The organism is Megasphaera intestinihominis (assembly GCF_040096415.1).
GTDB classification, from domain to species: domain Bacteria; phylum Bacillota; class Negativicutes; order Veillonellales; family Megasphaeraceae; genus Megasphaera; species Megasphaera intestinihominis.
Window position 1 is genome coordinate 58,227 of sequence record NZ_JBBMEU010000002.1, and the last position, 26,375, is coordinate 84,601.

The window sequence follows — 26,375 nt, forward strand, 5'->3', positions numbered from 1 at the left end:
TGAAAGGGGAGGTGAATCCATTACTATGCTAACGATTATTGCTGCAGCAGTCGCCTGCGGTCTCATCGGCGGCGGCACGGGCTATATTTACCGTAAGAAGATCGCCGAAGGCAAGATCGGCCAGGCCGAAGTCGAAGCACAGCGCATCATTGCCACGGCCCAGCAGAACGCAGAAGCCCGTAAGAAGGAACTCGTCCTGGAAGGGAAGGAAGAAGTCCACAAGATGCGCAACGACGCGGAACAGGAACACAAGGAACGCCGCAATGAATTGCAGCGTTTTGAACGGCGCCTGTTGCAGAAAGAAGAACATTTGGACAAGAAATCTGATTCCATGGAAAAGAAGGAAGATGCCCTGCAGCGTAAGGAAGATGAAGTGACGCGGATGCAGGAAAAAATCGAAGCCCTTCATGAACAGAAGATGGCTGAACTGGAACGGATTTCCGGCTTGACATATGAAGATGCCAAGGAATTGCTCCTGAACAACGTCCAGACCGAAGTGAAGCACGAAACGGCGCAGATGATCAAGAACCTGGAAGACCAGGCCAAGGAAGAAGCCGAAGGCAAGGCCCGGGAAATTATTTCCATGGCCATCCAGCGCTGTGCTGCTGACCACGTCGCCGAAACGACAGTATCTGTCGTTTCCCTGCCGAACGATGAAATGAAAGGCCGCATCATCGGCCGTGAAGGACGCAATATCCGGGCTATTGAAACGCTGACCGGCGTCGATCTCATCATCGACGATACGCCGGAAGCGGTCATCTTGTCGTGCTTTGATCCCATACGCCGTGAAATCGCCCGCATTGCTCTGGAAAAACTGATTGCCGATGGCCGTATCCATCCGGCACGCATTGAAGAAATGGTCGAAAAGGCCCGCAAAGAAGTCAATCAGAAGATCCGCGAAGCTGGCGAACAGGCGACGTATGAAACGGGCGTTCACGGTCTGCATCCTGAACTCATCAAAATCCTCGGCCGCCTGCGTTATCGTACCAGTTATGGCCAGAATGTCCTGCGCCATTCCATCGAAGTCTCTCAGCTGGCCGGCATCATGGCCGCTGAACTGGGCGTCGATGAAAACCTGGCCAAACGGGCCGGGCTCATCCACGATATCGGCAAGGCCCTGGACCACGAACTGGAAGGGACTCACGTTTCGATCGGTACGGAAATCGCCAAGAAATACGGCGAATCCAAGCTGGTCGTCAACTGCATCGCTGCCCATCACGGCGATGAAGAAGCGCACAGCGTCGAAGCCGTCCTGGTGTCGGCGGCAGATGCCGTATCGGCTGCCCGTCCGGGTGCCCGCCGGGAAACGCTGGAAAACTATCTGAAACGCCTGACGAAACTCGAAGAAATCGCCGAATCTTTCGATGGCGTCGAAGACTGCTTCGCCATCCAGGCCGGCCGCGAAATCCGCGTCATGGTCAAGCCGGACAAGCTGGATGAATCGGACTGTGTCCTGCTGGTCCACGACATTGTCAAACGCATCGAAGCGGAACTGGAATACCCAGGTCAGATCAAAGTCGTCGTCATCCGCGAAACGCGGATGGTGGATTATGCAAAATAACCTTTTTTGAATTCATCAGGACGCCCGGTGATGGCTTCGGCCATGACGGGCGTCTTTTTCATTCCTACAAAAAAAGTTTGAAAAAAATAAAAAAAAGTACTTGCCAAAACATCCTTCTTGTAGTAGAATAGTTTTTGTTCGAGGCACTAAGAAATACCGAAACAACCTCGAAAGAACGAAAGAAAGTGGCCCCGTGGTGTAGCGGTTTAACATGTCGCCCTGTCACGGCGAAGATCGTCAGTTCAAATCTGATCGGGGTCGCCAATTGCTCAGGTAGCTCAGTCGGTAGAGCAGGGGACTGAAAATCCCCGTGTCGGCGGTTCAATTCCGTCCCTGAGCACCACAAATGCGGAAGTAGCTCAGTGGTAGAGCATCACCTTGCCAAGGTGGGGGTCGCGAGTTCGAGTCTCGTTTTCCGCTCCATATATGGCGGCATAGCCAAGCGGTAAGGCAGAGGTCTGCAAAACCTTCATCCCCAGTTCGATTCTGGGTGCCGCCTCCATATTTTCATCTTTCGTCATGCCGAGGTGGCGGAACTGGCAGACGCAACGGACTTAAAATCCGTCGGATAGAGATATCCGTACCGGTTCGATTCCGGTCCCCGGCACCAAAAAAACAACGAGCGTGTGAGCGGCGTTGGCCGTGGCCGACGAGTCCCTTGCAAAAGAAAGGAGCTGTCTTAGGACAGCTCCTTTTCGCAGTCCAGTGAAATTCACATTCATGGGAAAATGAGTTATAATGAATCATGACAGAATACAAGTATAAAGTATCGGATTTTGAAGGTCCCCTGGACCTGCTGCTCTATCTCATCGAAAAGAACAAAGTCGATATTTATAACATACCTATCGTCGAGATTACAGACCAGTTCAACGCCTACGTAGCGGACATCGACACATTCGATGTCGATTATGCCAGCAAGTTCTTCGTCATGGCAGCGACGCTGTTGCAGATCAAATCGCGCCTGCTGCTGCCTAAGCAGCCGAAACTGGCTGAAGAGGAGGAAGAAGACCCGCAGGAAGCGCTGGTCCGCCAGCTCGTCGAATATAAAAAGATGAAAGCCCTGTCCCAGGCTATGGGACAGTTGTGGGATGCCCGCAGCCTCATGCTGGGGCGCCTGCCGACGGCCATGCCCTATGAGGCCCGCTTTGCCGGCCACATCGACACAGAGGCCCTCTACCAGGCGTTCCACAAGGTCTGCCAGGCCCTTCCCGAGCCGACAGCCGTAGAAATTCGCATACAGAAGGAAATCTACAGCGTCGAAGAGTGCATGCGCCGCGTCACGTACGCCCTGCGCCGTGCCCAGGGGACGATGGCCGTCGACGCCATATTCCGGACCTGCCGGTCCCGGGTCGAACTGGTCGTCACCTTCCTGGCCGTCCTGGAACTGCTGAAAGTTGGCCAGTGCGCTACTGTTGCTGAAGGAGAGGATGGGAATACCATTGCCTTACGATACACGCCAAACTGATACCATCGAGCCTACGGCTCTGCTGGAAGCTCTGCTCTTTCTGAGCGGCGACCCCATGACGGTGACGGCCATCTGCGCCCATACGGGCTGGACCCAGGCCGAAACGGAAGCGACGGCAGACCGCCTGCAGCACCTGCTCAGCAGCCAGCGGCGGGGTATCGTCCTCATCCGCGTCGCCGGCGGCTTTCAGCTGGTCACGCGGCCGGACCTCCACGATGCCCTGCAATGGGTCCGGACGGGGACGACGGAGTTGTCCTCTATGGCACTGGAAGTATTGGCCATTGTCGCCTTCAAACAGCCCATTACGCGGGCTGAAATCGAAAAGCTGCGCGGTGTCTCGTCAGAACGGGTCCTGACGTCGCTGGTCCAGCAGGGCCTCGTCGTCGAACTGGGGCGCAAGGACAGCCCAGGGCGGCCGATTTTATACGGCACGTCTGCTTATTTTTTAGAATGTATCGGCATGGATTCCCTGGCCGATTTAGCCGGCCGCATGCCGGCAGATATTACGGAGGATGCAACTGATGGAAGAACGGTTACAGAAAGTGATGAGTAACTGCGGTGTCGCTTCGCGGCGCGCTTCGGAAAAGATGATATTAGAAGGGCGCGTCCGCGTCAACGGCGTCATCGTCCGCGAACTGGGGACGAAAGTCGACCCCGACAAGGACCGCATTGCCGTCGACGGCAAGACCCTGGAAGCGCAGCCGAAGCATTATTATCTGTTCAACAAGCCCAAGGGCGTCATCACCACGTCGAGCGATGACCAGGGCCGGGCGACGGTCATGGACTATTTCAGGAAGGAAAAGGACCGCATCTACGCCGTCGGCCGCCTGGACCAGAATACGGAAGGCCTGCTGATCATGACCAATGACGGTGAACTGGCCAACATCCTCATGCATCCCAGCCGCCTCGTCGACAAGACTTATGAAGTCAAGGTCAAAGGGCGCATTGCCGATTCGGTCCTGCAGCACCTGGCAGACGGCGTCGAGCTGAAGGACGGCATGACGGCCCCGGCCGATGTCTACTATATTGGCTATGACCCGAAGACGAACCTGACCAGTGTGGAAATCACCATCCACGAAGGACGCAACCGCCAGGTCCGCCGCATGTTCGAGTTCTTCGGCTACCAGGTCCACAACCTGCGCCGCGTCCAGTACGCCTTCCTGACCCTGAGCGGCGTCAAGCGCGGGGCCTATCGCAAGCTGACCCGCGAAGAAGTGGCGGAACTCTACAAATATAAATAAACAGGAGTGCTTATGAAGGAAATACTCGTCATCGGTGCCGGTGCGGCCGGCATTATGGCTGCGCTGGCCGCGGCAGAAGCCGGGGCCAGGGTACACTTATTTGAAAAAAATGATATCGTCGGCAAGAAGATGGGCATTACCGGCAAGGGCCGCTGCAATCTGACCAATTCGTGCAGCATGGCCGATTTCATCGCCCATACGCCGGGCCACGGCAAATTCCTCTACAGTGCGTATGAACAATTTACCAATCAGGATCTGCTGGATAAATTGCATACCTGGGGCCTGGCTACCAAGGAGGAACGGGGCGGCCGCATCTTCCCCCAGTCGGACAGTGCCATCGAAGTGCGCAAGCTCTTCTATCGCAAGCTCTGCCAGAAGGGCGTCGACCTCCATCTGAGCAACGCCGTCCACGCCGTCAAGGCCTGGGGCAGCCGCATGGTCGTCAGTGCGGCGTCGGGGAATTACGAAGGCGACGCCTGTATCATCACGACGGGCGGCATGTCCTATCCCGTGACCGGTTCGACAGGCGACGGCTACGGCTTTGCCCGCAGCCTGGGACACAGCGTGACGGAGCTGAAACCGTCGCTCATTCCCTTTACGACGGAAGAAACCTGGCCTCACACCCTGTCGGGCCTGTCCCTGCGCAATGTCGAAGCGTCGCTGTGGAAGCGGGGCAAGAAAGCTGCCTCTCATTTCGGCGAGATGCTCTTCACTCATTTCGGCGTGTCCGGGCCGATCATCCTCATGCTCAGTACCGAGGCGGCCCATAAGAAGTCCTGCGTTTTTCCCATGCAGCTGCGCATCGACCTCAAACCGGCTTTGTCCAAGGAAAAGCTCGACGCCCGGCTGCGGCGGGATTTCGAGAAATACATCCGCAAAGAAGCCGCCAATGGGCTGAAGGACCTCCTGCCGCAGCGGCTCATCCCCATCGTCCTCGACCAGGCCGGCATCGCCGCTGCCTGTCCGGTCAACCAGATTTCCCGGGAACAGCGGCAGGACCTGGTCGATACCCTCAAGGCCCTGAGCCTGACCGTGACCGGGACGCGTCCCATTGAAGAAGCCATCGTCACGGCTGGCGGCATTGCCGTCAAGGAAATCAATCCCAAGATGATGGAGTCGAAACTTGTCCCCAATCTCTATTTTGCCGGAGAAGTCATCGACATCGACGCCTTTACAGGCGGCTATAATCTGCAGGCAGCCTTTTCGACGGGCTTCGTCGCCGGAACGGCGGCCGCTACAAAGGAGTGCATACCATGCGAAAATTGACGGTTGCCATTGATGGGCCGGCCGGAGCGGGCAAGAGCAGTGTCGCCAAGGTCCTGGCCAACCGGGTCCATTACTTGTATATCGATACGGGTGCCATGTACCGGGCCTTTACATGGGCCGTCCTGGAAAAAGGCATCGACCTTTCTGATGAAAAAGCGGTCCGTGACCTCGTCGATACCATTGATATCCGCCTGGAACCGCAGGCAGACCTGTGCCGCGTCTACGTCGGACCGACGGAAGTGACCGAAGCCATCCGGACCCAGCGCGTATCTTCCCATGTTTCTGCCGTCGCGGCTCTTGCAGTCGTACGGGAAAAACTGGTAAAATTACAACAGGCCATGGCCAAAGAAGGCGGCGTCATCCTCGACGGCCGCGATATCGGGACTGTCGTCCTGCCCCAGGCAGACCTCAAGATCTTCCTGACGGCGTCTGTCGATTCCCGGGCCCGCCGCCGTTATTTGGAAGTCCAGGCCAAAGGTGGCAGCGAGACGTATGAAGAAATCGCTGCCAGTATCGCCGCCCGCGACGATATGGATTCGCACCGCACCGTTTCGCCGCTGAAGAAGGCCGACGATGCCATCGTCGTCGACAACAGCGATCTCGATTTAGAGCAGACGGCCGACGTCATCCTGGGCCTGATGAAGGAGCGAGGCTGATGCATACCTTTACATATGGCGTGATCTGCAAGATTTTCAATGTCGCTACCTACGGCGTCCTGGGCATGGAAGTCATTGGTGAAGAGAACATCCCCGAAAAGGGGCCGTTCCTGGTTGTCTGCAATCATGCCAGCAATTTCGATCCGCTCCTGCTGGGGACGGCCATGCGCCACCATCTGATCCATTTCATGGCTAAAGAGGAATTGTTCCGCAATCCCCTCATGGGCTGGTTCCTGCGCTATGTCCACACCTTCCCGGTCCACCGCGGCCACATCGACCGCAAAGCCGTCATCGAGTCCTTTCGGGTCTTGAAGAGCGGCGAGGTCCTGGGGATTTTCCCTGAAGGGAAGCGGACGCGGGGCGGCAAAGTCGGGCCTTTCCATGAAGGCTTTGCCGGAATCGCCATCAAGGCCAAGGTGCCGGTCCTGCCGGCAGCTATCGTCAATTCCGAATTCCTGCCGAAAAAGACCGGTCCCGTCCGGGTCATCTTTGGCAAACCCGTCCCGGCACCGCAGGGAAAGGCATCGGATCGCGACTTGGTCAAAGGTTTTTCCGACGAAATCCGCGATATTATCATAGCTATGCAAAATCAGTATAAAGGGGACGCAAAATGAAAGTAACTCTCGCCGCGGCCTGTGGCTTTTGCTATGGTGTGCGCCGGGCTGTCGAGCTTGCGGGGCAGGCCGAAAAGGGGACGCATACCCTGGGGCCCATCATCCACAATCCGCAAGTTGTCGGGCGTTTAGCCGCTCATGGCGTATCGCCGGTCGACTCGCTGGACGATGTCGACAAGGGGGCTGTCGTCCTGATACGCTCTCACGGAGTCGGCCCGGATGTCTATGAACAGGCTGACCAAAAAGAACTAAAAGTCATAGATGCGACGTGTCCACACGTCAAAAAGGCCCAACAAGACGCTAAAAACATCGTCGAAAAGGGCGAAAAACTCATAATAGTAGGAGAAAAATCCCATCCTGAAGTAATTAGCATTTCACAATGGGGGGCAAATCATGCTATTATAATAGATGGGGAAGAAGAAGCTGAAAAAATTCCCTTTTGCGATTCTATGGGAGTCGTCGTCCAGACGACGTTCTCTCAAGAGCAATTCAAGCGTATCGCCGCTATCCTGCAACGAAAGACCAATCATCTCGATGTGCATATGACCATATGCACGGCGACGCAGCAGCGTCAGCAGGCAGCGATAGAACTGGCAGGCCATGTGGACGCCATGATCGTCATTGGCGGCAAGAACAGCGCCAACACAGGTCGCCTCGCGCAGGTATGCCGTGAACAGGATTGCCCGACATACCACATCGAAACAGCAGCCGAATTGGATACGGCCTGGTTCCGTGGTATGAATCATATAGGCATTACAGCCGGCGCTTCCACGCCGGATTGGATAATACAGGAGGTTGTTAAGATTATGGAAAATTTGCAAGCTGAAGGCACAGAAGTAATGAGTGAAGAATTGTTGGACAAGTATGACTATGAAGAAAATCCAAAGAAAGGTGACGTGGTCAAAGGCACGGTTATTTCTGTGAATGATGATGCTGCCTATGTTTCCATCGGTACGAAAGCAGAAGCAATCCTGCCGAAAAAGGAAATGGCTGTTCCCGCTCCGGAAAAAGCAAGTGACTTTGTCAAAGTCGGCGACGAACTGACTGTTGAAATCGCCAACAACATCAAAGAAGAAGGAGCTATCGTCGTTTCCCTCGTCAAGATGAAAAAAGTCGAAGACTGGAAAGAAGTCCGCGATGCTTTTGAAAACGACCAGCTCGTCGAATGTACAGGTAAAGAAACGAACAAGGCTGGCCTTGTCGTTTCCATCAAATCCCTGCGTGGTTTCATTCCCCTTTCCCAGGGCGATATCAAATTCGTTAAATCTTTGGACTATCTCGTAGGCCAGACCTTCCAGGTCAAAGTCATCGACATCGACGAACACAAGAACCGCCTCGTCCTTTCCCGCAAAGCCGTCCTCGAAGCAGAACGCGAAGCAAAACGCGAAGAAGCCCTCAAACACATTGAAGAAGGCGCTGTCCTCGAAGGCACGGTCGTCAAGATCATGCCCTATGGTGCATTCATCGATCTCGGCGGCGTAGAAGGCCTGCTCCACATTTCCGACATTTCCTGGAAACGCATCAGCTCTGTCGATGCCGTTCTCCATACGGGTGAAAAACTCCAGGTCCTCGTTCAGAAATTCGATAAAGAACGGAACCGTATTTCCTTGTCCTTGAAAGCACTCCAGAAGAACCCCTGGATCGCTGCTATCGAAAAATTTGAAGTCGGCGATATCGTCAAAGGCGAAGTCAAGAAGCTCCTGCCCTTCGGCGCTATCCTGGCCATCGATCCGGAATTGCAGGGCTTGCTCCACATTTCCGAATTGACGGAAAAACGCGGCGTTGCTGTCAAAGACCTGGTCAACATCGGCGATGTCATGAACGTCAAGATCATCGGCATCGATACGGATAAGAAAAAGATTTCTCTCAGCGTCTTGGCCATTCAGAAAGATGAAGAAGAACAGGAAGTTCGCAACTATCTCGATAACCAGGATAAAGAAGAAGAAAACAACTAAGGTTTCACAAAAAGGGGATAGCCGGGCTCTACCGGTTATCCTTTTTTCGTCTATAGAAAGGATTCTGCCATGTACAAACCCTTAGTCGCTGTCGTCGGGCGTCCGAACGTCGGCAAATCGACGCTCTTCAATGCCATTGTCAAGAAGCGCATTTCCATCGTCGAAGACATTCCCGGCGTGACGCGCGACCGCATTTATTTCGACGCCGAATGGCTCGGCCAGGAATTCACCATGATCGATACGGGCGGCATCGAATTCGTCGATTCAGATAACCATATCTTTACCAGTATGCGTTATCAGGCTGAACTGGCCATCCGCGAAGCCGACGTCATCCTCTATGTCGTCGACGGCAAAGTCGGCGTCCAGCCTCAGGATGAAGAAATCGCCCACCTCCTCCGCTCATGCGGCAAGCCGGTCATCCTGGTCGTCAACAAGATCGACAGCGTCGAACAAGAAATGAATATCTACGAATTTTACAGCCTCGGCCTGGGCGACCCCATCGGCGTCTCGGCTGTCAACCTGATGAACCTCGGCGACCTCCTCGACGAAGTCCTGAAGTACATCAAGAAAGTCCCGGCCATGGACGATGACGACGAAGCCATCCACATCGCCCTCGTCGGCCGGCCGAATGTCGGCAAGTCATCCCTGACCAATGCCCTCCTGGGGCAGGAACGGGTCATCGTCAGCAACGTGCCGGGGACGACGCGCGATTCCATCGATACCCACTGGTCCTATGAAGGGACGGATTTCGTCCTCATCGATACGGCCGGTATGCGCCGCAAGGCCAAGATCGACATGCCTGTCGAACGCTATAGCGTCGTCCGGGCCCTGCGCGCCGTCGACCGTTCGGATATCGCCGTCCTGGTCATCGATGCCACAGAAGGCGTGACCGAACAGGATACGAAGATCGCCGGTTACGTCCATGAAGCCGGCAAGGGCTGCATCATCGTCGTCAACAAGTGGGACCTCGTCGAAAAGGACAGCAAGACGAGCCACAAATTTGAAGAAGACATCCGCCGCGAACTGGCTTTCCTCCAGTATGCGCCCATCCTCTTCGCTTCGGCCCTGACCAAGCAGCGCATCAACCGCCTGGCCGACATGGTCAAGTTCGTGTCGGAACAGCAGCACATGCGCGTGTCGACGAGCGTCCTCAACGAACTCATCGAAGATGCCCAGCTGACCAATCCGCCGCCGGCCAAGGGCGGCAAGCTGCTCAAGATTTACTACATGACCCAGGCTTCGGTCCAGCCGCCGACGTTCATCCTCTTTGTCAACGAACCGCAGCTCATGCATTTCTCGTACCTGCGCTTTCTGGAAAACCGCCTGCGCGAAACCTTCGGCTTTGAAGGGACGCCGATCCGGCTCATCCTGCGCGGGAAGAAGGACGGTGAAAGCTTATGATGCTCGGAATCCTCTGCCTGGTACTGGCCTATATCGCCGGGTCCTTCCCAAGCGGTCTGGTCATCGGCAAGGCCTTGTATCATACGGATATCAGGGACTACGGCAGCCATAACACGGGGGCGACCAACGCCTACCGCGTCCTCGGCGCCGTCGGCGGCCTGCTGGTCCTCATCTGCGATGTCGCCAAGGGGATGCTCGGCGTCTACCTCGGCCAGGTCGCCAGCCAGTCGGGCCTGGGCAGTACGGACACGCAGATCTACTTCATGATCGCCGGCGGCCTGCTGGCCATCGTCGGCCATTCGTGCTCGATTTTCCTCAAGTTCAAAGGCGGCAAAGGCGTCGCCACGGGCCTGGGCATCATCCTGTTCCTGGCCCCGTGGGAAACGCTCATCGTCTTCTGCGTCTGGGCCGTCATCGTCGCCCTGACGCGCATCGTCTCCCTCGGTTCCATCGTAGCGGCCATCCTGGTGCCCGTTACCATGTTCTTTTTCAACGAACCTCTGCCGCTGACGATTTTCGGCCTGCTGGCAGCCCTGCTGGTCGTCGTGCGCCATAAAGACAACATTATCCGCCTCATGCACGGCAAGGAACTGAAGGTCGAACGAATTAAGAAAAAATAGATTGATATGTAATAAAAAACGTGTATAATTAACTATGTACGAGCAGGTGATCCTATGAGAATCATATCCGGCAGTGCCAGAGGACGGGTCCTGAAGTCCCCGAAGGGGATGCTGACCCGGCCGACGCTGGACCGTACGCGGGAAAGTCTCTTCAACATCCTCGAAAACAGCGGCGGCCTGCGCGGTGCCGCTGTCCTCGATATCTTTGCCGGTACGGGTGCCCTCGGTCTGGAAGCGCTGAGCCGCGGTGCGGCATCGGCTGTCTTCATCGACCATTACACGCAGCAGCTCATCCGCCAGAATGCAGCCCTTTGCGGCTTTGCAGACTGCGTCGAAGTGCTGCGCCTTAACTCGGCCAAAGCCCTGGCACGGCTGCAGGGACGCAAATTTGATTATATCTTTGCGGACCCGCCGTATAACAAAAATTTGGTGAACGATACAATCGCTTTGATAGGTGAATACGATTTGCTGGCTCCGGGAGGATTGATTCTGATGGAATACAGCCGGAACGAAGGTATAACGGAGAGCCCATTGTATGAGGTCATCAGAGAAAAATCCTATGGGAAAGACACGCGGATTGCCTTTATCCGCCGTCGTCAGGAAGGAGTCTAGAAAGTGCGAATCGGTATTTGTCCCGGCAGTTTTGATCCTGTCACCAACGGACACATTGACATTTTTGAACGGGGGAGCCAGCTTGTCGACAAGCTCATCGTCGCTGTCTTTGAGAACCCGTCAAAGAAGCCCTTGTTCTCGATGGCAGAACGGGAAGAGATGTTGCGGGAAACGACAAAACACATTCCCAACATCGAAGTCGTCAGCTTCCATGGCCTGCTCAACGAATATGCCATCGAACACGGTGCGACTATCATCATCCGCGGCCTGCGCGCCCTGAGCGATTTTGAATACGAATTCCAGCGGGCCCTGCTCATGAAGAAGGTGGAACCGCGTATCGAAACGGTCTTCATCATGACCAGTACCCAGTATTCGTATATCAGCTCGACAGGTATCCGCGAACTGGCCTGCTTCGGCGGCAAGCTCGACGATATGGTTCCCGATTATGTCGAACAGAAACTGAAAGAGAAGTTTGCAGACAAGTACAATGCTTAGGAGTGGAGAATACATGAATTCGGATAAACTGTTAGAAGATTTGGAAAGTTTGGTAATGAACGCCTCGAAGATGCCTTTTACCAATAAGAAGATGGTCGAAGAAGAAGAAATCCTTCAGATCATCGACGATTTGAAAGAATCCATGCCGGCCGAATTGGAACAGGCCAAGAAAGTCTTGTCCGAAAAAGATAAGATCATTTCCGATGCCCAGCATCATGCCGAAAGCATGGTCGCCCAGGCCAAGGATTATATTGCCAAATTGACAGAAGAAAGCGAACTGGTACGGCAGGCTCAGGAACATGCCAACCAGATCATCCAGAATGCCAACGATTCGTCGGAACAGCTGAAGAACAGCTCCATTACCTATGCCGGCGATGTCCTCAAATACGTTGAATCGACATTGGAAAAGACCTTGTCCAGCATCCAGCAGAACCGCGAAAGCCTGCTCAAGAATAACGGACATCAGGACGACAAGCCGGATCAGCAGTAATCATGGCTTATACGAGAGGGACTGTCGCATGAAAGTTATCATGCGAGGTCCCTTTTTTTATCCGCATGGCGGGTAGATAGGAGGTACTATGAACGAAATTACGTCCCGCGACAACCAGTGGGTCAAGATGGCCTGCTCCCTGAAGCAGAAGAAAGGCCGCCAGGCCCATCAGCGCGTCTTCGTCGAAGGCCTGCGGGTCATTGCCGACGCAGCGGCCATGGCTATTCCCGATGCCATCTGCTTCGTCTCGGAAAAGGGGCGGGCCCTGGATGGCTTTGAAGCCCTCTATGCCAGAGGCCTCGAATTGGGATGGACTTTTTATGCCGTCACCGACAGCGTCTATGACAAGCTGAAAGACACCAGGACGCCCCAGGGATTGGCGGCCATGCTGCCTTTCTTTGCCTATACTTTCGACAGCCTGCCGGCCATTGCGCCGGAAAAGGCCGTCCTCTATCTGCGCTCCATCCAGGACCCGGGCAATCTGGGGACCATCCTGCGCACGGCGGCTGCGGCCAATGCCGGCGCCGTCCTGCTCAGCGAAGGCAGTGTCGACGTCTATAATGACAAGACCATCCGCAGTGCCATGGGGGCTATCTTCAAGGTCCCCGTCGTCCAGGACGTGACCGATGAACAGCTGGACCAGTTCTGTGCCGACGAGGACCGCCAGGTCTATGGGACGGCTCCGGAAGGGACCGTCTCGTATGTCGACGCCGACTACAGCCAGCCTGTCATCCTGGCCTTCGGCAACGAAGGCAACGGCCTGCCTGGTCCTTTCCTGGACTGCTGCGATGACGTACTGACCATCCCCATGCGTCCCGATACGGAATCGCTGAACCTGTCCATGTCGGTCGGCATCGTCTTATATAAGGCATGGGAAAAAAATGGTTTTAAGGAGTAACTATGGAAGAAAATAAGGAAACCCTCGATTTGGGCTTTGCCAAACTGGACTTGCAGCGTCAGCAGCGCTGCGGCTTCCCGGAAGTCGTCTACTGTGCCGGCAAGACTGTCAATCAGTCGGTACGGATCCTGGACATCCTTATGGAGAAGTACGACAACGTCATCGGCACGCGGGCCGATAAGGCCGTCTACGACGCCCTGGCCGGACGCCATCCGGCTGCCCAGTATGACGAATTGGCCCGTATGGTCTATCAGCATAAGGATAAAACCGTCGTCAATGGCGACCGCCTCATTTCGGTCATTACCGCCGGGACGAGCGATATCCCCATTGCCGAAGAAGCGGCCTTGACGGCGGAAATCATGGGCAACCGCGTTGAACGCATCTACGACGTCGGCGTCGCCGGCATCCACCGCCTCCTGGCCCGCGTCGATGATATCCGCCGGGCCAACGTAAATATCGTCGTCGCCGGCATGGAAGGGGCTCTGGCCAGCGTCGTCGGCGGCCTCGTCGACAAACCGGTCATCGCTGTGCCGACCAGTATCGGATATGGTGCCAATTTCCACGGCCTGTCGGCCCTCCTGGCGATGCTCAACAGCTGTGCTGCCGGCGTATCCGTCGTCAATATCGACAACGGCTTCGGCGCTGGCCGCCTGGCCGATACGATGAATCGCTTGAGGTGATGGAAATGGAAACATTATGGCAGCTGGAAGCCAATATCGATGACATGAACCCGCAGAACATGGAATACGTCTTTTCCCTCATCCTGGCTCAGGGCGCCAACGATGTCTGGGCCATGCCGATGATGATGAAGAAAGGCCGCATGGCCTCTATGCTCTGCGTCTTGTGCCGTCAGGAACTCATCGACACCCTCATCGGCGTCATTGTCAGGGAGACGACGTCCATTGGCGTCCGCTTCTTCCCAGTGACCCGCCTGGCCTGCGACCGGCTCATCACGACGGTCCGCGTCGATGGCCGCGACCTGCACTGCAAGGTCTGCCGCTATGACGGCAAGGTCGTCAACATATCGGCAGAATACGATGATTGCCGGGCTGCCGCCGCTGAGACAGGGACGCCCCTGAAGGATTGGCAGCGCAAAGTGAAGGAAGCGGCATATCGGCAATTTGCGGAATAGAATGGGCAGAGGATATTGTCAAAATACGATTGTCCATGTATAATAGTCATTAAGCTCATTATGTAGTACGTCCTGAAAGGACGGGGAGTTTGAAAGATGAACAGAGTCATCATCAATGCCGATGATTTCGGCATCCATACAGAAGTCAATCAGGCCGTCATCGAAGCCTGCGACCAAGGTGTCCTGACCAGCACGTCTCTGCTGGCCAACGGCCCGGCCTTTGACGAGGCCGTCGACCTGGCCCGGAAATGTCCCGGCCTGGGCATCGGCATCCATCTCAGCCTGGTCGGTTCTCTGCCGACGGTCCTGTCGGCCAGGGAAGTGCCGACCCTGGTCCAGCCCGACGGCCTGCTGCCGGAAAGCTATACGGAAGTCATCAAGCGGGCCTGTCAGGGAAAACTCGATTACGGTCAGGTCTACCGGGAACTCGACGCCCAGATGGAAAAAATCATGGCTACGGGCCTTCCCATCGACCACCTGGACAGCCACCAGCACCTGCACGTCCTGCCGCAGGTCTGGTCCATCGTCCAGTCGCTGATGATGAAGTACGGTATCCACCGCCTGCGCATCCCCAGGGAAGCCTATTCCTATAAGGTATTGTCGGCCAATCCCGTGCGCATTGCCGGCCGCGACGGCCTGACCTACTTGTCGAAGAAAGCCATGGCCTCGGTCCGGCGCCTGCACTTTACGACGACGGACTTTTTCTGGGGCATGGTCGACGGCGGGCACATGACGGAAAGCAATCTGCACTATCTCATCGACAGACTGCCTTTTGGGACCCATGAAATCATGATGCATCCAGGCCGCAGTACGGCTGTCCTCAGCCAGTCCTTTGCCTGGGGCTATCACTGGCAGGATGAATTCCAGGCCCTGCTGTCACCGGCTATCCGCCAGCAGCTGGAAGCCAAACAGATTGAACTCATTACTTACGGTGACCTGCCGTAAGGATTGGAGGTCTTACTTTGCATATTTTAGTTACCGGCGGGGCCGGCTTCATCGGTTCCCACCTCGTCGACGCCTTGCTGGAAGACGGCCATGACGTGACCGTCTTTGATAATCTGAGTACAGGCTGCCGGGACCAGATTCCGACAGAGGCCCGTTTCGTCGAGGGCGATATCCGCGACGAAGCAGCCCTGCAGGCCCTCTTTGAAGAAGGCCATTTCGACGTCGTCTTTCATGAAGCGGCCCAGACCCAGGTATCCTACTCCCTGGCCCATCCCAGGGAAGATGCCGAACTCAACGTCATCGGCCTGATTAATGTCCTGGAACAGTGCCGCCGTCAGGGTGTACAGAAATTCATCTATTCGTCGTCGGCCGCCGTCTATGGCGATAATCCTAAAGTGCCCCTGAGCGAATCGGAACCACTGGCACCGGCGTCGTTCTACGGCTTGACCAAAGTGGCTGCAGAAAAGTATATCCAGTTCTATGGCAGCCTGTTCGGCCTGCCCTATGCCATCCTGCGCTATGCCAATGTATATGGCGAACGCCAGGGCAATGGCGGCGAAGGCGGTGTCGTCGGCCTCTTTGCCAGAGCATTGGCCTGCGGTCAGGACCTGACGATTTTCGGCGACGGTGAACAGTCCCGCGACTTCGTCTACGTCAAGGATGTGGCCCGCGCCAATATCGCCGCTATGGACAGCGGCGTGCCGTCAGGGATTTATAACATCAGCACCCAGATCGAGACGACCATCAACGCCCTGAAAGAGATTCTCTTGTATTTCTCTCATGCCGGTGTGGCCGTTTCTTATGGAGAAGCCCGCAAGGGCGATATTTTCCGGTCGTCCCTGGCCAATGGCAAGGCCATCGAAACGCTCCGCTGGCGGCCGAAGATGAAACTCATGCCGGGCCTCATGGCGACGTATCAATATTTTCTCGAAAGGGAGGAAGCCGAGTGAAAGAAGACAGCAACCATAAATTTTACCTGGTCCGCGAAGACATTCTGCCCGAAGCCATCAAGAAGACCATCAAGGTCAAGGAAATTCTCAAGCATCATCAGACGCGCACCATCAACGAAGCCGTCCGCATGATGGACTTGAGCCGCAGTGCGTACTATAAGTATAAGGACTATGTCTTCCCGTTTTACGATGTGACTCAGGGGAAAATCGTCACCTTGTCGGTCATGATCTTCGACCGGCCTGGGGAATTATCGCAAGTGCTCAACACGGTCGCTGCCAATAACGGCAGTATCCTGACCATCAACCAGGGGATTCCCTTGCAGGGAATGGCAGATGTCAGCTTGTCCATCGAAACCAAGGATATGACCGTTCCTGTCGATGAACTGATTAAAACGTTGGAAAAGCTGTCCGGTGTCAGCAAAGTCGATATCATCGGACAAGCGTAAGATAAAAAAGGGGGAGTAGGCTCATGAAAAATGTTTCCATTGCCTTGTTAGGCTGCGGTACGGTCGGAAAAGGGGTTGTCGACTTACTGGCCATGAACGGTCCGCTCATTGAAGAACAGCTCAATACGAAAATCAACATCAAGCGGGTCCTCATCCGCGATTTGAATAAGTACGAAAAGATGGAAGACTTACCTGATTCCATCCAGCTCACGACGGATTTCAACGATATCATCAACGACGATGAAATCGACATTGTCGTCGAAGTCATGGGCAGCGCCGATTTTGCCAAGGACTGCATCGAACAGTGCTTCCTGCGCGGCAAGAGCGTCATCAGTGCCAATAAGGACCTCATCGCCGATTACGGCATTCCGCTATTGAAATTATCGCAGCAGCACAACGTGGACTTCCAGTTCGAAGCCAGTGTCGCCGGCGGCATCCCCATCGTGCGCCCGATGTATTCGTCGCTCAACAGCAACCGCATCGAAGAAATCATCGGCATCATGAACGGCACGACGAACTTCATCTTGTCCAACATGACCGCCTATGGCTCGTCGTATGAAGACGTCCTCAAGGAAGCCCAGGAAAAGGGCTATGCCGAAGCGGACCCGACGAACGACGTCAGCGGTTACGATGCGGCCCGCAAGATCGCCATCCTGGCAACGCTGGGCTTCCACTCGGCTGTGACCTTCAACGACGTCCATGTCGAAGGCATTGAAAACATTAGCAAAGAAGATATTGAACACGCCACGGAAATGGGCTATGTCATCAAGCTCCTGGCCATTGCACGCCAGGATGAAGACGGCATTTCCCTCAACGTCCATCCGGCCTTCATCCGCAAAGGCCACCCGCTGGCCAATGTCGACGGCGCTTACAATGCCGTCTGCGTCCGCGGCAACTGCGTCGGCGACGTCATGTTCTACGGCCAGGGCGCCGGCTCCTTGCCGACAGCCAGTGCCGTTGTCAGCGACGTCATGAACGTCATCCTCCACCGCAACCTGAAGATGACGGGCAAACGGGATTACGTATGGCACGAAGCCAAGCTCAAACCGCAGGCCGACATTTCCTCGCCGTACTACATCCGCATGATCGTCAACAATGCGCCGGGCGTCCTGGCGGCTGTTTCCAAGGTACTGGCAGAAAACAATATCAGTATCCGCTCCCTCATCCAGAAGGATGAAACGGCAGAAATCGCTGAAATCGTCATCCTCATCGACAAATCGCCAGCAGGCCTGGTCCAGGCTTCGCTCCAGAAAATCGAAGACTTGTCGTGCGTTCGCAAGATTGCGAATGCCATTCGTGTAATCGAGGTGTAAGAAATGACAAAAACGCTGCACGCACAGATTCCGGCCACGTCGGCTAACGTCGGCTCCGGCTTTGATGCCGTCGGGATTGCGCTGACTTTGTACAATGACATTTATTTTACGGAAGAACCGGATAAAGACACGATCACTGTCGAAATCGAAGGTTTGGGAGCCAATTCCCTGCCCCGTAATTTCGATGAGAATATGGTCGGACAGGCCATGAAGGCCGTGGCCATCAAGAACCGCCAGTCCCTGCCCAAGGGCGGCACACTGCGGCTGGTCAATGCTATTCCGCCGGCCCGCGGCCTGGGAAGCAGTTCGGCAGCCCTCGTCGGCGGCATCCTCATCGGCAATGCCTTGACGGGCAATAAGATGACCCGCGAAGATATGCTGACCATGGCGACCGTCCTGGAAGGCCATCCTGACAACGTGGCTCCTGCCATTTACGGCGGCCTGTCCGTTTCTATCATGGTCGATGGCAAGACCCTGACCAATTCCATCCCCATCGACGATGACCTGTCTTTCATTACGGTCAGCCCGGAAGTCGAAGTTTCGACGGAAGAAGCCCGCAAGGCCCTACCCAAGACCATTGACTACCAGAGCGCCGTCTTCAACGTCAGCCGCGTCAGCTTCCTCGTTTCTTCGCTGTTCACCAAGCAGTACGACCGCATCGCCTATGGCCTGCAGGATAAACTGCACGTGCCCTACCGCCTGCGCCTCATCCCCAGCGGCGAACTGGTCCTCAAGAAGGCCGTCGAAGCCGGTGCCCTGGGCGCTACCATCAGCGGTTCCGGTTCGACGCTCATCGCCTTTGCGACGGATCAGGAAGTGCAGATCATGGACACCATGATCAACTGCTTCAACGACCACGGCATCGCCGCTACGGGCCATATCCTGAAATGCAGCAATGAAGGAGCGAAACTCGTCGAATGATACAAGACATTGGCAATCACACGTACCATGTCGAATACCACCCTGTGCCTCTGGCGCGGGATGGTATTCTGCTGTCTTATCAGGGCCGCAAGGTCCTGGTCCGGCTGACGGGCGATAAAGAATTCGTCTATCCCCGCCATGCCGACTATGCCGACATCGGAGAAGACCAGTTCCGCTGGCTCTTTGCCGAAGACCGGGCCCAGTTCTACCTGGCGAAGGAAGCCCTGCCGGAACGGGACGGCTTTACCTATGTGTCCATCAATTTCATGCGCGCTGCCCGGCCGCGTTACCTGGCCTTTGCCGGCATCGCCGGCCTGTCCCTGCACAACTGGTACAGCAACCACATCTATTGTGGCCATTGCGGCCGCCCCATGGTACACAGCGAGAACGAACGCATGGTACACTGCGACCACTGCCACACCATGATTTATCCGCGCATCTGTCCGGCCGTCATCGTCGCCGTCCGCCATGGCGACAAACTGCTGGTCTCGAAGTATGCCGGACGGGAATACAAGAATATCGCCTTGCTGGCCGGTTTTGCCGAAGTCGGTGAGACCATCGAAGAAACGGTCCACCGGGAAGTCATGGAAGAAGTGGGCATCCGTGTCAAGAATCTGCAGTTCTATAAGAGCCAGCCCTGGTGCTTCACGGATACGCTGCTCTTTGGCTTCTTCTGCGACCTCGACGGCGACGATACGCTGAAAGTCGACCACGGCGAATTGGCCACGGCCGGCTGGATCGACCGCAAGGACATTCCGGAAGATACGGAAAAGGCCAGCCTGACCATGGAAATGATGACCCTCTTCAAGCAGGGCGTCTATTGATTTTATGCGGAGTACCTTGACAGGCCCAAGTAAACTTGCTACAATATTTATCACATAAAAGCGATGAGCGGAAGAAGCCTTATTTCTTTTTGTCAGCGAGATGCCGAGTCCGGTGCGAGGGCATCCAAAGAGGGTAGGGCGCGTCACCCGGGAGCTGGCAGGAGGAAAGGCCTGCCCGTGCAGCAGACGTTACCTGTGCCATGAAGCGGTCGCGCAAGCGGCAAATTAGGTGGTACCGCGGAAGATACAGCATTCTTTCGTCCTAAGGAATACCCTTAGGCGAGGGAATGCTCTTTTTTGTTTTGGAGGGAATATAGATGAAATGGAATAAGGAACAGTTAGGCGCTTATGCACCGAACGACATTGAAATGTCCTGGTATGATTTTTGGGAAAAGAATGGCTACTTCCATCAGGACCCGGATCCGAGCAAAGAACCGTTCAGCATCGTCATGCCGCCGCCGAACGTCACGGGTCAGCTCCACATGGGCCACGCCCTGGACAATACCCTGCAGGATATCCTCGTCCGCTTCAAACGCATGGAAGGCTATAACGTCGCCTGGATCCCCGGCACGGACCACGCTGGCATTGCAACCCAGGTCAAAGTCGAACAGCAGCTGGCCAAAGAAGAAGGCAAGTCCCGCTACGACATCGGCCGTGAAGAATTCCTGAAACGCGTCTGGGCCTGGAAGGAACAGTACGGCAGCCGCATCGAAAAACAGGTCCGCCGCCTCGGATCTTCCTGCGACTGGAGCCGCAAGCGCTTCACCATGGACGATACCTGCGCCCGCGCCGTCCGCGAAGTCTTCGTAACGCTCTATGAAAAAGGCCTCATCTACCAGGGCCAGCGCATCACCAACTGGTGCCCGCACTGCCATACGGCCCTGTCGGATATCGAAGTCGACCATTCCGACGTCCAGGGCCATCTCTGGTACATCAAATACCCTGTCGTCGGCGAAGATGACTACATCATGATCGCTACGACCCGTCCGGAAACGATCATGGGCGATACGGCTGTCGCCGTCAACCCGGCTGACGACCGCATGAAGAAATACATCGGCAAGAAAGTCGTCGTTCCTCTCATCGACCGCGAAGTCGAAGTCATCGCCGACGATTACGTCGATATCGGCTTCGGTACGGGCGCCGTCAAGATTACGCCGGCTCACGACCCGAACGACTTTGAAATGGGCCAGCGCCACAACCTGGAATCCATCATGATCATGAACCTCGACGGCACGATGAATGAAAAAGCCGGTGCCAAATACAACGGCATGACCCGGGAAGACTGCCGGAAAGCCGTCGTCGCCGACTTGAAAGAATTGGGCCTCCTGGACCACATCGAAGAACTGACCCATGCCGTCGGCCATTGCTCGCGCTGCAAGACGACAGTCGAACCGTTCGTCACCAAGCAGTGGTTCGTCAAGATGAAACCCTTGACTGAAGCCGCCCTCAAGGCCGTCGAAGACGGCAAGACGAAGTTCATCCCCGACCGTTTCGTCAAGACCTATAATCACTGGCTGGAAGACGTCCACGACTGGTGCATCAGCCGTCAGCTCTGGTGGGGCCATCAGATCCCTGTCTGGTACTGCGATGACTGCGGCAAGTCTTCCGTCAGCCGGGAAGACATCACAGAATGTCAGCACTGCCACAGCAAACATATCCATCGCGACCCGGACGTCCTCGATACATGGTTCAGTTCGGCTCTCTGGCCGTTCTCGACTATGGGCTGGCCCGATAAGACGCCGGATATCCAGCAGTTCTTCCCGACCAGCGTCCTGGTCACGGGCTATGACATCATTTTCTTCTGGGTCGCCCGCATGATGTTCATGACCTGCGAATTCATGAAGGAAATCCCCTTCAAGAACGTCTTCATCCACGGCCTGGTCCGCGACAGCCAGGGCCGCAAGATGAGTAAATCCCTGGGCAACGGCATCGATCCCCTCGGCGTCTGCGAACAGTACGGCGCCGATGCCCTGCGTTTCACCCTGGTCACGGGCAATACGCCGGGCAACGACATGCGCTTCTACATGGAACGCGTCGAAGCGAACCGTAACTTTGCCAATAAGATCTGGAACGCTTCTAAATTCGTCATCATGAACCTCGGTGATTTCGACGAAACCTTCATCCCTGAAGATAAAGACCTGACCCTGGCCGACCGCTGGATCCTCACATCCTTCAATGAAACAGTCGCCAAAGTCACGGAAGATCTGGATAAATTTGAACTCGGCGACGCTGCCGATGCCGTTTACAACTTCATCTGGAACTCCTACTGCGACTGGTACATCGAACTGGCCAAGAAACGCCTTTACCAGGCCGAAAGCGAACGGGACAAGCACACGGTTCAGTACGTCCTGGTCTATGTCCTGACGCACACCCTGGAAATGCTCCATCCCTTCATGCCCTTCGTTACGGAACACCTCTGGCAGCACCTGCCTCACGAAGGCGAAAGCATCATCGTCGCTCCCTGGCCGAAGACGCAGGATAAATGGAACTTCCCGGCCGATGCCGCTACGATGAATACCATGATGGAAGCCATCAAGGGTATCCGTAACCTCCGCGCCGAATCGAACGTCCCCATGGGCAAGAAGGCGCCGGTCATCCTGGCTCCGGCTACGGAAGACATGGCTCAGACCTTGAAGACTTACGAAGATTACTTCCATACCCTGGCCTTTGCCGATAAAGTAACCCTCCTCGGTGCGGGCGATGCCAAACCGGAAAATGCCGTCGTCGCCGTTGTCCCGGGCATTGAAGTCTACTTACAGCTCAAAGACCTCATCGACGTCGAAAAAGAAACGGCCCGCGTCCAGAAGGAACAGGAAAAACTCCAGAAGGAAATCGCCCGCCTCGACAAGAAGCTGTCCAACCAGGGCTTCCTCTCGAAAGCACCGGCAGCGGTCGTCGAAAAAGAAAAGGGCAAGCTCGCCGACTACCAGGAAAAGATGGCTGCTTTGACCAAGAGCATGGAAGACCTGGCTAAACTCTAAGAGGCAGCTATGACCTACGAACAAGCAATCGACTATCTGGAATCAGCCAATGTCTTTGGCATCCAGCTGGGGCTCGGCCGTATCCAGGCCTTACTGGAACGGCTGGACAATCCCCAGAACAACTATAAGACCATCCACGTCACCGGGACCAACGGCAAGGGCTCGGTGACGGCTATGATCGCCTCGGTCCTGACTGAAGCGGGCTTCCGGACGGGCCGCTACACGTCGCCTCATCTGGAAGACTATACGGAACGGATCCATATCGACAACCATGACATTTCCCGCGACGACTTTGCCAAAGCCGTATCCGTCGTCAAAGACGCCGTGACGGCCATGGTCGCTGCCGGCGGGGAAGGGCCGACGGAATTTGAAATGATTACGGCTGCTGCTTTCTGGTACTTCGACTATATCGGCGTCGATTACGCCGTCATCGAAGTGGGCTTGGGCGGCCTCCTCGATTCGACGAACGTCATCGTCCCCGTCGTCTCGGTCATCACTAACGTCGCCATGGACCACATGAAATACTGTGGTAATACGATCGAAGCCATTGCCGAACAGAAAGCGGGCATCATCAAGGAAGGCGTACCTGTCGTCACGACCGCCGATGGGCCGGCTTTGCAGGTCATCGCCCGCAAGGCCTATGAAAAGCACAGCCGCCTCTATGCTCTGGACCACAGCTTCGACGTCGTCGGCAACGCCGGACCGGAAGACCCGGAAGCCGGTCAGATGGTGACGGTCCGGGAAAAATACGGCTTTGCCATTACGACGGTCCTGCCCCTGCTGGGCAAACACCAGCGGACGAATTGCGCCGCTGCCGTCATGACACTGCTCATCTTGGCCCGCCATGAAAAGAAACTGACCCGGACGGTCCTGGAAAACGGCATCCGCCATGTCCAGTGGCCAGGCCGCTTCCAGGTCTTCAAAGCCGGTGACATCGACGTCGTCCTCGACGGCGCCCACAACCCGGCTGGCATCGACACCTTCTGCAAGACTTACGAAGACGTCTTCGCCTCGCGGAAGCGGGTCTTCCTCTTCTCCGTCCTGGCCGACAAAGATTACAGTCAGATGGTACGGGAACTCTTCCACGACGACGATTACGTCGTCTGCGCACCGGCACCGACGCCGCGCTCAGCCGACCCCAAGGCCATGGCGGCCATCCTGCCGTGCAAAGCCGATTGGGCCGGCACCATCGCCGAAGGCCTGGACAAAGCCCTGGCTGCCGTCAAACCGGACCAGGTCCTCTGCATCGTCGGCTCTCTGTACATCCAGGGAGAAGTCCGGAAATACTTCCGGAAGAGATACCATATTGAGTAAGGGCTGAGCGGCTAGCAGCTTGTAGGGGCCGTCCCAAAGGGCGGCCCGCTTGATTCCTCTTTATAGCAGCTAGCGGTGAGCCACTAGCCATTGAAAAGGCGCTGTCTTACAGGACAGCGCCTTTTCGTTGCGCCTCTGCGCCTTTTTATGGTAAAATGATACATATATTTTACACGGAATGTAAGGAGCGAACATTATGAAGTGGATGATACGGACCGGCAGTACGCCAGCCGAGCGGGCACGGCTGCGCGTCGTCTATGCTATGGCTGGTACTGTCTTTTTTATGCCGGTGAACTTGTTCATTATGGAAGGCTTTTTCATCATCGCCCTGGGCCTGGGGCTCTATTACTGTAAAAAATATCCCAAACTGCCCCTGCGCCAGTCGCCGTTGTCCTTGCCGGCTGTCGGCTTTGCCCTGGTGGCCTTTCTGTCTCTCGTCGGCTCGCCGCACTTTCTCTTAGGGACGGCTTTCTATGCCTTCACGGTTTTGCAGTACCTCGTGCTCTACTTTGGCATCCTCCTGTTCGTCCGCCATTCCTGGGAACGGCGCCTGCTCTTTTCGACGCTCCTCCTCAGTGCCTTCGTCGTCGCCCTGTACGGCCTGTACCAGTATGCCCACATGCTGACCCTCCACGAGGCCGAATGGGTCGACAACTCAGCCTTTCCCATGCTGCGGCGCCGCATGTACTCGACGCTGTACAACCCTAACTTATTGTCGGCCTTCCTGCTGATTATCATGAGCGCTGCGGCGTCGATGATGATCTGTACCCGCCATCGCTGGCATCACGTCATGTACCTGGCCTTTTTTGCCATCCTGACCCTCTGCCTGATCCTGACCTATTCCCGTGGCGCATGGCTCAGCGTCTGCGCTTTGATCTTCTTTTTCGGCCTCTTTTGGGATAAACGGGTGTGGCTCCTCTTTCTGGCAGGCCCGCTGATCCTGGCTTTCTACCACGGCGGCGTCGCCGACCGCCTGATGTCCATTTTCAGCCACAGCGAAGCGGACACGTCCGTTTCCATGCGCATGGACATGTGGGAGGCAGCCATTGCCATGTTTGTCGACCATCCCGTCCTGGGCATTGGCTGGGGCGCCTTCAAACACGTCTATCCCGTCTATAATGAATTGATCCAGGAAGCAGGTATCGTCATCTTCCACGCCCATAATATGTACCTCAACATCCTGGCAGAAACGGGCATGGCCGGCCTGGGCTTCGGCTTATGGTTCTTTTTCGGCAATGCCTGGTATGCCATCCGCTATGTACGCAGCCATGCGGCCCACACCTTCAGCCGATCCCTGGCCATGACCCTGGCCGCTGCCGTCTTGTCCCTGGGAATCAGCGGCATGAGCGACTACGATTTATTTAGTACCCAGATTTCACTTACTTTTTGGCTGATGAGTGCCCTTTTTGCTAACATGTATGGCGAAGAATGTGAAAAAAAACGATAAAAATAGTTTGCGAAATAATTCACAATGATATATAATAAGTCTGTGACTATTATCACTAGATAAGATGACTTATAGCTATAGGGAATAGCTTGGGACATAGTTGGAGGGTATTATCCATGAGACAGAAAAAGGCAATATCGGATGCTGTCATCGAACGATTGCCGCTGTACTACAGGGACTTGCTATTATTGCAAGACGCGGGAATCGATATCATCTCATCCGAAAAGTTAGGGGAACGGTTGGGGATTACGCCGGAACAAATCCGCAAAGACCTGACCTGCTTTGGGGCTTTTGGAAAAAAGGGCGTAGGCTATTACGTCAGTGAATTATGCCAGCAGATCGTGGAAATCATCGGCCTGCAGCAGCATTGGAAAATCGGTATCGCCGGCATCGGCCATCTCGGCTGGGCCTTGGCGAACTACAAGACTTTCGGACGCTTGGGCTTCCGCACGACAGGCTTGTTCGACGTCGATCACCGCATCATCGGTCAGAACGTCGGCGGCGTCGAAGTCACGCCGATTTCTGAAATGGGCGAAGTCATTCAGCGCGAAGGCATCCAGATCGGTATCATCACGACACCGGCAGCTGTAGCTCAGCAGGTCGCCGACCAGATGGTCGCCGCCGGCATCCGGGGCATCTTGTCCTTTGCACCGCTGCGCCTGACCGTACCGGACGGCATCTTCGTCTTCCGCGAAGACCTGTCCATCGGCTTGAGCCGCATTTCGTACTATTTGACGAATAAGAAGGATTGATGATGGCCGTCCGCTATTGGCATGGCGGGCGCCCTTACATTATCTTTATAGTTTGTAGTACAGATAGTTTTTGGGG

Annotated in this window: 26 protein-coding genes and 5 tRNA genes; all 31 read left to right on the plus strand. The window is 55.6% G+C overall.

Features of this window, described 5'->3' with window-relative positions:
* Positions 1-25: 25 nt before the first annotated feature.
* The 31 genes from rny to WMO23_RS00895 all read left to right on the plus strand — a co-directional run bounded on the left by rny (position 26) and on the right by WMO23_RS00895 (position 26,299).
* The gene (gene rny / locus WMO23_RS00745; protein WP_292108209.1) at positions 26-1,561 is read left to right on the plus strand and encodes a ribonuclease Y; all 1,536 of its coding nucleotides are present in this window, start codon (positions 26-28) and stop codon (positions 1,559-1,561) included.
* A gap of 187 nt (positions 1,562-1,748) precedes the next feature.
* Positions 1,749-1,825, plus strand: a tRNA-Asp gene (locus WMO23_RS00750).
* 3 nt (positions 1,826-1,828) lie between these two features.
* A tRNA-Phe gene (locus tag WMO23_RS00755) sits at positions 1,829-1,904 on the plus strand.
* 5 nt (positions 1,905-1,909) lie between these two features.
* Positions 1,910-1,984: transfer RNA gene (locus tag WMO23_RS00760), tRNA-Gly, on the plus strand.
* Positions 1,985-1,989: 5 nt separating this feature from the next.
* Positions 1,990-2,063 (plus strand) — tRNA-Cys (locus tag WMO23_RS00765).
* A 19-nt stretch (positions 2,064-2,082) separates the two neighbouring features.
* A tRNA-Leu gene (locus WMO23_RS00770) sits at positions 2,083-2,171 on the plus strand.
* Between the two features lie 135 nt (positions 2,172-2,306).
* On the plus strand, positions 2,307-3,026 hold the full coding sequence (locus WMO23_RS00775) for a segregation and condensation protein A (protein WP_020309630.1): 720 nt from the start codon (positions 2,307-2,309) through the stop codon (positions 3,024-3,026).
* On the plus strand, positions 3,001-3,579 hold the full coding sequence (gene scpB / locus WMO23_RS00780) for an SMC-Scp complex subunit ScpB (protein ID WP_020309629.1): 579 nt from the start codon (positions 3,001-3,003) through the stop codon (positions 3,577-3,579). Before WMO23_RS00775 ends, scpB begins: the two co-directional genes overlap by 26 nt.
* On the plus strand, positions 3,548-4,267 hold the full coding sequence (locus WMO23_RS00785; RefSeq protein WP_014015898.1) for a pseudouridine synthase: 720 nt from the start codon (positions 3,548-3,550) through the stop codon (positions 4,265-4,267). Before scpB ends, WMO23_RS00785 begins: the two co-directional genes overlap by 32 nt.
* Positions 4,268-4,279: 12 nt before the next feature.
* Entirely contained in the window at positions 4,280-5,533 is a 1,254-nt protein-coding gene (locus WMO23_RS00790; RefSeq protein WP_020723740.1) for a BaiN/RdsA family NAD(P)/FAD-dependent oxidoreductase, read from the plus strand.
* Complete coding sequence (cmk, locus tag WMO23_RS00795; protein ID WP_292107037.1) at positions 5,521-6,189, plus strand: (d)CMP kinase; 669 nt, start codon at positions 5,521-5,523, stop codon at positions 6,187-6,189. Before WMO23_RS00790 ends, cmk begins: the two co-directional genes overlap by 13 nt.
* Positions 6,189-6,803 carry a lysophospholipid acyltransferase family protein gene (locus WMO23_RS00800; protein ID WP_292107034.1) on the plus strand — a complete coding sequence of 205 codons (615 nt, stop codon included), beginning with the start codon at positions 6,189-6,191 and terminating at the stop codon, positions 6,801-6,803. Before cmk ends, WMO23_RS00800 begins: the two co-directional genes overlap by 1 nt.
* The gene (locus tag WMO23_RS00805) at positions 6,800-8,758 is read left to right on the plus strand and encodes a bifunctional 4-hydroxy-3-methylbut-2-enyl diphosphate reductase/30S ribosomal protein S1 (RefSeq protein ID WP_020311474.1); all 1,959 of its coding nucleotides are present in this window, start codon (positions 6,800-6,802) and stop codon (positions 8,756-8,758) included. Before WMO23_RS00800 ends, WMO23_RS00805 begins: the two co-directional genes overlap by 4 nt.
* Before the next feature lie 69 nt (positions 8,759-8,827).
* Positions 8,828-10,159, plus strand: coding sequence for a ribosome biogenesis GTPase Der (gene der, locus WMO23_RS00810; protein ID WP_020311473.1), 1,332 nt, complete (start codon positions 8,828-8,830; stop codon positions 10,157-10,159).
* A complete protein-coding gene (gene plsY, locus WMO23_RS00815; protein WP_020311472.1) occupies positions 10,156-10,779 on the plus strand; it encodes a glycerol-3-phosphate 1-O-acyltransferase PlsY in 624 nt (207 codons plus the stop codon). The genes der and plsY overlap by 4 nt, the downstream gene beginning before the upstream one ends.
* Before the next feature lie 54 nt (positions 10,780-10,833).
* Positions 10,834-11,391 carry a 16S rRNA (guanine(966)-N(2))-methyltransferase RsmD gene (rsmD, locus tag WMO23_RS00820; protein WP_020311471.1) on the plus strand — a complete coding sequence of 186 codons (558 nt, stop codon included), beginning with the start codon at positions 10,834-10,836 and terminating at the stop codon, positions 11,389-11,391.
* A 3-nt stretch (positions 11,392-11,394) separates the two neighbouring features.
* Positions 11,395-11,886, plus strand: coding sequence for a pantetheine-phosphate adenylyltransferase (coaD, locus tag WMO23_RS00825; RefSeq protein WP_020311470.1), 492 nt, complete (start codon positions 11,395-11,397; stop codon positions 11,884-11,886).
* Between the two features lie 13 nt (positions 11,887-11,899).
* Positions 11,900-12,376 (plus strand): ATP synthase subunit B family protein, encoded by a 477-nt coding sequence (locus tag WMO23_RS00830; protein WP_020311469.1) that lies wholly within the window; start codon positions 11,900-11,902, stop codon positions 12,374-12,376.
* Positions 12,377-12,464: 88 nt separating this feature from the next.
* Positions 12,465-13,274, plus strand: a complete 810-nt coding sequence (locus WMO23_RS00835) for a TrmH family RNA methyltransferase (protein ID WP_292260113.1) — start codon at positions 12,465-12,467, stop codon at positions 13,272-13,274.
* A gap of 2 nt (positions 13,275-13,276) precedes the next feature.
* Positions 13,277-13,954 (plus strand): nickel pincer cofactor biosynthesis protein LarB, encoded by a 678-nt coding sequence (gene larB / locus WMO23_RS00840; RefSeq protein WP_020311466.1) that lies wholly within the window; start codon positions 13,277-13,279, stop codon positions 13,952-13,954.
* A 5-nt stretch (positions 13,955-13,959) separates the two neighbouring features.
* Entirely contained in the window at positions 13,960-14,406 is a 447-nt protein-coding gene (gene larC2 / locus WMO23_RS00845) for a nickel pincer cofactor biosynthesis protein LarC2 (protein WP_239639701.1), read from the plus strand.
* Positions 14,407-14,502: 96 nt separating this feature from the next.
* Complete coding sequence (locus tag WMO23_RS00850) at positions 14,503-15,351, plus strand: ChbG/HpnK family deacetylase (protein ID WP_020311464.1); 849 nt, start codon at positions 14,503-14,505, stop codon at positions 15,349-15,351.
* Between the two features lie 17 nt (positions 15,352-15,368).
* Positions 15,369-16,301, plus strand: a complete 933-nt coding sequence (locus tag WMO23_RS00855) for an NAD-dependent epimerase/dehydratase family protein (protein WP_349173035.1) — start codon at positions 15,369-15,371, stop codon at positions 16,299-16,301.
* Positions 16,298-16,747, plus strand: coding sequence for an ACT domain-containing protein (locus WMO23_RS00860; protein ID WP_014015913.1), 450 nt, complete (start codon positions 16,298-16,300; stop codon positions 16,745-16,747). Before WMO23_RS00855 ends, WMO23_RS00860 begins: the two co-directional genes overlap by 4 nt.
* Positions 16,748-16,770: 23 nt before the next feature.
* Complete coding sequence (locus WMO23_RS00865; RefSeq protein WP_020311462.1) at positions 16,771-18,060, plus strand: homoserine dehydrogenase; 1,290 nt, start codon at positions 16,771-16,773, stop codon at positions 18,058-18,060.
* 3 nt (positions 18,061-18,063) lie between these two features.
* Positions 18,064-18,981 (plus strand): homoserine kinase, encoded by a 918-nt coding sequence (gene thrB, locus WMO23_RS00870; RefSeq protein ID WP_020311461.1) that lies wholly within the window; start codon positions 18,064-18,066, stop codon positions 18,979-18,981.
* Positions 18,978-19,805: an NAD(+) diphosphatase gene (gene nudC, locus WMO23_RS00875; RefSeq protein ID WP_020311460.1), complete on the plus strand. Its 828-nt coding sequence runs from the start codon at positions 18,978-18,980 to the stop codon at positions 19,803-19,805. The genes thrB and nudC overlap by 4 nt, the downstream gene beginning before the upstream one ends.
* A 317-nt stretch (positions 19,806-20,122) precedes the next feature.
* Positions 20,123-22,786, plus strand: coding sequence for a valine--tRNA ligase (locus WMO23_RS00880; protein ID WP_349173039.1), 2,664 nt, complete (start codon positions 20,123-20,125; stop codon positions 22,784-22,786).
* Between the two features lie 9 nt (positions 22,787-22,795).
* On the plus strand, positions 22,796-24,100 hold the full coding sequence (locus WMO23_RS00885) for a bifunctional folylpolyglutamate synthase/dihydrofolate synthase (protein ID WP_349173041.1): 1,305 nt from the start codon (positions 22,796-22,798) through the stop codon (positions 24,098-24,100).
* Between the two features lie 196 nt (positions 24,101-24,296).
* A complete protein-coding gene (locus WMO23_RS00890; RefSeq protein WP_020311457.1) occupies positions 24,297-25,547 on the plus strand; it encodes an O-antigen ligase family protein in 1,251 nt (416 codons plus the stop codon).
* 116 nt (positions 25,548-25,663) lie between these two features.
* On the plus strand, positions 25,664-26,299 hold the full coding sequence (locus tag WMO23_RS00895) for a redox-sensing transcriptional repressor Rex (protein WP_014015920.1): 636 nt from the start codon (positions 25,664-25,666) through the stop codon (positions 26,297-26,299).
* Positions 26,300-26,375: the final 76 nt, after the last annotated feature.

Excerpts from the sequence above, each read along its gene's own strand:
- WMO23_RS00865 (WP_020311462.1), top strand. The coding sequence starts at position 16,771 with ATGAAAAATGTTTCCATTGCCTTGTTAGGCTGCGGTACGGTCGGAAAA.
- WMO23_RS00790 (WP_020723740.1), top strand. The coding sequence starts at position 4,280 with ATGAAGGAAATACTCGTCATCGGTGCCGGTGCGGCCGGCATTATGGCT.
- rny (WP_292108209.1), top strand. The coding sequence starts at position 26 with ATGCTAACGATTATTGCTGCAGCAGTCGCCTGCGGTCTCATCGGCGGC.
- WMO23_RS00880 (WP_349173039.1), top strand. The coding sequence starts at position 20,123 with ATGAAATGGAATAAGGAACAGTTAGGCGCTTATGCACCGAACGACATT.
- rsmD (WP_020311471.1), top strand. The coding sequence starts at position 10,834 with ATGAGAATCATATCCGGCAGTGCCAGAGGACGGGTCCTGAAGTCCCCG.
- plsY (WP_020311472.1), top strand. The coding sequence starts at position 10,156 with ATGATGCTCGGAATCCTCTGCCTGGTACTGGCCTATATCGCCGGGTCC.
- WMO23_RS00835 (WP_292260113.1), top strand. The coding sequence starts at position 12,465 with ATGAACGAAATTACGTCCCGCGACAACCAGTGGGTCAAGATGGCCTGC.
- thrB (WP_020311461.1), top strand. The coding sequence starts at position 18,064 with ATGACAAAAACGCTGCACGCACAGATTCCGGCCACGTCGGCTAACGTC.
- nudC (WP_020311460.1), top strand. The coding sequence starts at position 18,978 with ATGATACAAGACATTGGCAATCACACGTACCATGTCGAATACCACCCT.
- WMO23_RS00785 (WP_014015898.1), top strand. The coding sequence starts at position 3,548 with ATGGAAGAACGGTTACAGAAAGTGATGAGTAACTGCGGTGTCGCTTCG.
- der (WP_020311473.1), top strand. The coding sequence starts at position 8,828 with ATGTACAAACCCTTAGTCGCTGTCGTCGGGCGTCCGAACGTCGGCAAA.
- WMO23_RS00775 (WP_020309630.1), top strand. The coding sequence starts at position 2,307 with ATGACAGAATACAAGTATAAAGTATCGGATTTTGAAGGTCCCCTGGAC.
- larB (WP_020311466.1), top strand. The coding sequence starts at position 13,277 with ATGGAAGAAAATAAGGAAACCCTCGATTTGGGCTTTGCCAAACTGGAC.
- WMO23_RS00890 (WP_020311457.1), top strand. The coding sequence starts at position 24,297 with ATGAAGTGGATGATACGGACCGGCAGTACGCCAGCCGAGCGGGCACGG.
- WMO23_RS00850 (WP_020311464.1), top strand. The coding sequence starts at position 14,503 with ATGAACAGAGTCATCATCAATGCCGATGATTTCGGCATCCATACAGAA.
- WMO23_RS00895 (WP_014015920.1), top strand. The coding sequence starts at position 25,664 with ATGAGACAGAAAAAGGCAATATCGGATGCTGTCATCGAACGATTGCCG.
- WMO23_RS00805 (WP_020311474.1), top strand. The coding sequence starts at position 6,800 with ATGAAAGTAACTCTCGCCGCGGCCTGTGGCTTTTGCTATGGTGTGCGC.
- WMO23_RS00885 (WP_349173041.1), top strand. The coding sequence starts at position 22,796 with ATGACCTACGAACAAGCAATCGACTATCTGGAATCAGCCAATGTCTTT.
- larC2 (WP_239639701.1), top strand. The coding sequence starts at position 13,960 with ATGGAAACATTATGGCAGCTGGAAGCCAATATCGATGACATGAACCCG.
- WMO23_RS00800 (WP_292107034.1), top strand. The coding sequence starts at position 6,189 with ATGCATACCTTTACATATGGCGTGATCTGCAAGATTTTCAATGTCGCT.
- WMO23_RS00830 (WP_020311469.1), top strand. The coding sequence starts at position 11,900 with ATGAATTCGGATAAACTGTTAGAAGATTTGGAAAGTTTGGTAATGAAC.
- cmk (WP_292107037.1), top strand. The coding sequence starts at position 5,521 with ATGCGAAAATTGACGGTTGCCATTGATGGGCCGGCCGGAGCGGGCAAG.